Annotated in this window: 4 protein-coding genes; 3 read left to right on the forward strand and 1 reads right to left on the reverse strand. The window is 69.8% G+C overall.

All coding sequences use genetic code 11. The annotated features are described in order from the left end of the window. Positions 1-185 precede the first annotated feature (185 nt). The gene (locus AB0M20_RS32130) at positions 186-542 is read left to right on the forward strand and encodes a hypothetical protein (protein ID WP_364304090.1); all 357 of its coding nucleotides are present in this window, start codon (positions 186-188) and stop codon (positions 540-542) included. Between the two features lie 36 nt (positions 543-578). On the opposite strand, the gene AB0M20_RS32135 is transcribed toward AB0M20_RS32130, so the two are convergent. Continuing rightward, positions 579-887 (reverse strand): STAS domain-containing protein, encoded by a 309-nt coding sequence (locus AB0M20_RS32135; RefSeq protein WP_364304091.1) that lies wholly within the window; start codon positions 885-887, stop codon positions 579-581. 190 nt (positions 888-1,077) lie between these two features. Between AB0M20_RS32135 and AB0M20_RS32140 the strand changes: the two genes are divergently transcribed. Together AB0M20_RS32140 and AB0M20_RS32145 are read left to right on the forward strand one after the other, a co-directional pair. Continuing rightward, positions 1,078-2,946 (forward strand): adenylyl cyclase, encoded by a 1,869-nt coding sequence (locus AB0M20_RS32140; protein WP_364304092.1) that lies wholly within the window; start codon positions 1,078-1,080, stop codon positions 2,944-2,946. After that, positions 2,943-3,665: PPK2 family polyphosphate kinase (locus AB0M20_RS32145; protein WP_364304093.1), on the forward strand; the 723-nt coding region annotated here is incomplete at its 3' end. The genes AB0M20_RS32140 and AB0M20_RS32145, both read left to right, overlap by 4 nt.

Raw genomic sequence — 3,665 nt, forward strand, 5'->3', positions numbered from 1 at the left:
CCCTGTAGTTCGCGGCCGGCCTGGTCGAACTGTTCCGGTTCGCCCGCGACATGGGGGCCACCCGGTAGGGCTACGGCGGACGCCGGGCGGCTCTGCGTGGGGGCCCGGCGTCCCGCCCGTCCGGGAAGAAGGGGTGTCACCAACCCGACGCGCCGGATCCGGTTCCGTCGTTGCTCTGTTCAGACATGCGAGCGCGGACGGTGGCCGTCGCCGCGGCGGTGGTTGCCGCCGTGGCGCTCCCCGCCGCGCCCGCCTCGCCAAAACAGGGCCTGGCCGCGCCCGCGGCCGCGCCGGTCGCTCGGATGGCCCGGCCCGGCCTCCAGGTCCGCGACGTTCCTCGTCCGGTGCGGCCGGCCTGGCGAACCTCGGTGGCGACGGTGTCGTCCGTGACCCCGCTGTGCTTCGGCCACTACGCCCGGCACCGGCGGCAGGATGTGTGGATCTACGGCGAGGTGGTCGACGGCGCCACCGGGAGGCGTGGCAGCGGCTGGCTCTGGGCCGGTGACCTACCGGTCGCCGCCCGGTCCGTCCCGTACTGCTGAGCCTGCCCGGCCGGACATCGCACAGCGTGTGTCAGATCACGGATTGTGACCGTCGGAGAGCTCCAGCACGCCCGCGATGTCGAGCACCCGGCGCACCGTGCCGATCGCGTTGACCAGCCGGAGCGGCTTGCCCGCGGCGCGCGCCGCGTTCATCCCGGTGATCACACCGGCCAGCGCCTCGGAGTCGAGGAACGTGGTGCCCGCCAGGTCGAGGGTCACCGCGTCGGCGCCCGGGTCGGCGACCGCGGCGAGCACGGCGCCGGTCAGCTCGGACCGCGCGTCCATGTCGAACTCGCCGCCGAGGCGCAGCACGATCTCGCGCGCGATGGTGAAGTGAGCGTCCACGCAGTATTTGTACCAGGGCAACTAACGACGGTGGCTGTTTGGGCAGCTAGGTTCCGGAACTACGGACACTTGTACGAATGCGTCCGGATTGCCGGAACCGGTTTCGGGACTCCCTATTGACATGTCGTTCCGTCTATCGCTTCCTGTGACCTAGTGCATTGCTAACCGGTTACGGGGAGGGCACGTACCCATGATCACTCGCCGCCGACTCGGCCGCCTCCTGGCCGGATTCCTGGCTCTCGCGGCCACCGGGCTCGCGACCGGTGCCGCCGCCGGCACCGCGCCCGCCACCCACCCACGACCCGGCGGCGGGGGCTTCGGCCCGAACGTCACCATCTTCGATCCGAGCATGCCGACCGCCCAGATCCAGTCCGTCCTGGACACGACATACGCCGCCCAGGTCGACAACGAGATGGGTACGCAGCGTTACGCCTTCTTCTTCAAGCCGGGCACGTACGGGACGGCCGAGGAGCCACTCCAGATCAAGGTCGGCTACTACACCGAGATCTCCGGCCTCGGCGCCACACCCGGCGACGTCGTCATCAACGGCAAGGTCGAGGTCTACAACCGGTGCCTCACCGAGGGCGGCACCGCCAACTGCCTGGCCCTGGTCAACTTCTGGCGAACCGTCTCCAACCTGTCCATCCAGGTGAACGCCCTCGGCCAGGACGGCTGCCGCGCCTCGGCCAACTTCTGGGCCGTCTCCCAAGCCGTCTCGATGCGCCGCGTCGCGGTGTCCGGCGGCAATCTCTCGCTGATGGACTACTGCACCGCGGGCCCGCAGTACGCGAGCGGCGGCTTCATCGCCGACTCCGCCCTGCCCGCCGTGGTCAACGGATCGCAGCAGCAGTGGCTCACCCGCAACAGCTCGGTCGAGAGCTGGTCCAACGGCGTGTGGAACCAGGTCTTCGCCGGCGTCGCCGGCGCGCCCAGCGAGGAGGGCTTCCCGAACCCGCCGTACACGACGCTCGCGACCACCCCGGTCAGCCGCGAGAAGCCGTACCTGTTCGTCGACTCCCGCGGCCGGTACAACGTCCGCGTACCCGCCGCCAAGCGCGGGACCACCGGCATCTCCACCCCCGACGGCGGCCGCACCATCGCGCTGAGCGACTTCGTCGTCGCCCGGCCGGGCGACTCGGTGCGGGACATCAACCGCCAGCTCGACCGCGGCAAGCACCTGCTGCTCACGCCCGGCGTCTACGACATCGCGAGCAGCATCGAGGTGCGGCGGCCCGGCACGGTGGTGCTCGGCCAGGGTCACGCCACGCTGACCGCGGTGCACGGCTCGACCCCGCTCAAGGTGGCGGACGTGCCCGGCGTGGTGATCGCCGGGGTGACCATCGACGCGGGGCTGCGCGAGTCGAGGGTGCTGCTCGAGGTCGGCAGCCGGGGCGGCCACCACGGCTACCGGCACTCCGGGAAGGACCCGACCACACTCTCCGACGTGTACTTCCGGGTCGGCGGCCCGCACATCGGCCGGACGAACGTCGCGCTCGAGGTGAACAGCGACAACGTGCTGATCGACCACACGTGGGTGTGGCGGGCGGACCACGGGGTCGAGGGCTTCACCGAGGGCGTGAACGGCGACACCGACCGCTGGCGCACCAACACCGGGCGGTACGGCGCGATCATCAACGGCGACAACGTGACCGCCACCGGCCTGTTCGTCGAGCATTTCCAGCGCTACAACACAACCTGGAACGGCGACGGCGGCACCACGGTGCTCTATCAGAACGAGCTTCCGTACGACCCGCCGACGCAGGCCGACTGGATGCGCGGCAGCGTCGAGGGCTACCCCGGCTACAAGGTCGGCGACCACGTGCGTACCCATCGCCTCTACGGCGCCGGCGTCTACGTCTTCAACCAGAACAACCCGGCCATTCACACCGAGAACGGCTTCGAGGTGCCGGAGCGTCCCGGCGTGCAGCTGCACCACATCATGACCGTCAACCTCAGCGCCGGCGTCATCGACCACGTGGTCAACGGCACCGGAGACGCGGCCGATACGACTCGCGTCGGTGTGCCGGTCTACGTAGTGGACTACCCTTCGAATCCGTGACCGATCTTCGCAAGCTTCTCGCCGTGTCGCCGGGCTCGTTCAGGCTCGCGGACGTGGACCCACGTTCGACGCCGGGGCTGCCCGGCGACAAGGCGGTGAAGAAGGATCCGAAGACCTGGTCCCGCGAGCGCGTCACCGAGATCGGCGCCGAGCTGGCCGGGTTTCAGGAGAAGCTCTTCGCCTCGGCGAAGGAGGGCGACTCCCGCCGGCGGGTGTTGTTGCTGCTGCAGGCGATGGACTGCGGCGGCAAGGACGGCACGGTGAGCAAGGTGCTCGGCTCGATGAACCCGACCGGCCTCAAGGCGGTCAGCTTCGGCCCGCCCAGCGACGAGGAGCGCGAGCACGACTTCCTGTGGCGGATCGAGCGGGCGCTCCCGTCGCCCGGCCAGGTCGGTGTCTTCAACCGATCGCAGTACGAGGACGTGCTGATCGTCCGCGTGCACGATCTGGTGCCGGAGCCGGAGTGGTCGCAGCGCTACCAGCGGATCAACGACTTCGAGGCGGCCCAGGCGGCCGACGGGCTGACCATCGTCAAGGTGATGCTGCACATCTCCAAGGACGAGCAGAAGCAGCGGCTGCTGGATCGCCTGGCCGACCCGGCGAAGCAGTGGAAGTACAACCCGGGCGACGTGGACGAGCGCGGCCGGTGGGACGACTACCAGGCGGCGTACCAGGACGCGCTCACCAAGTGCAGCACGCCCGAGAAGCCCTGGTATGTC

This window comes from Actinoplanes sp. NPDC051633, from assembly GCF_040681735.1.
Taxonomy (GTDB): domain Bacteria; phylum Actinomycetota; class Actinomycetes; order Mycobacteriales; family Micromonosporaceae; genus Actinoplanes.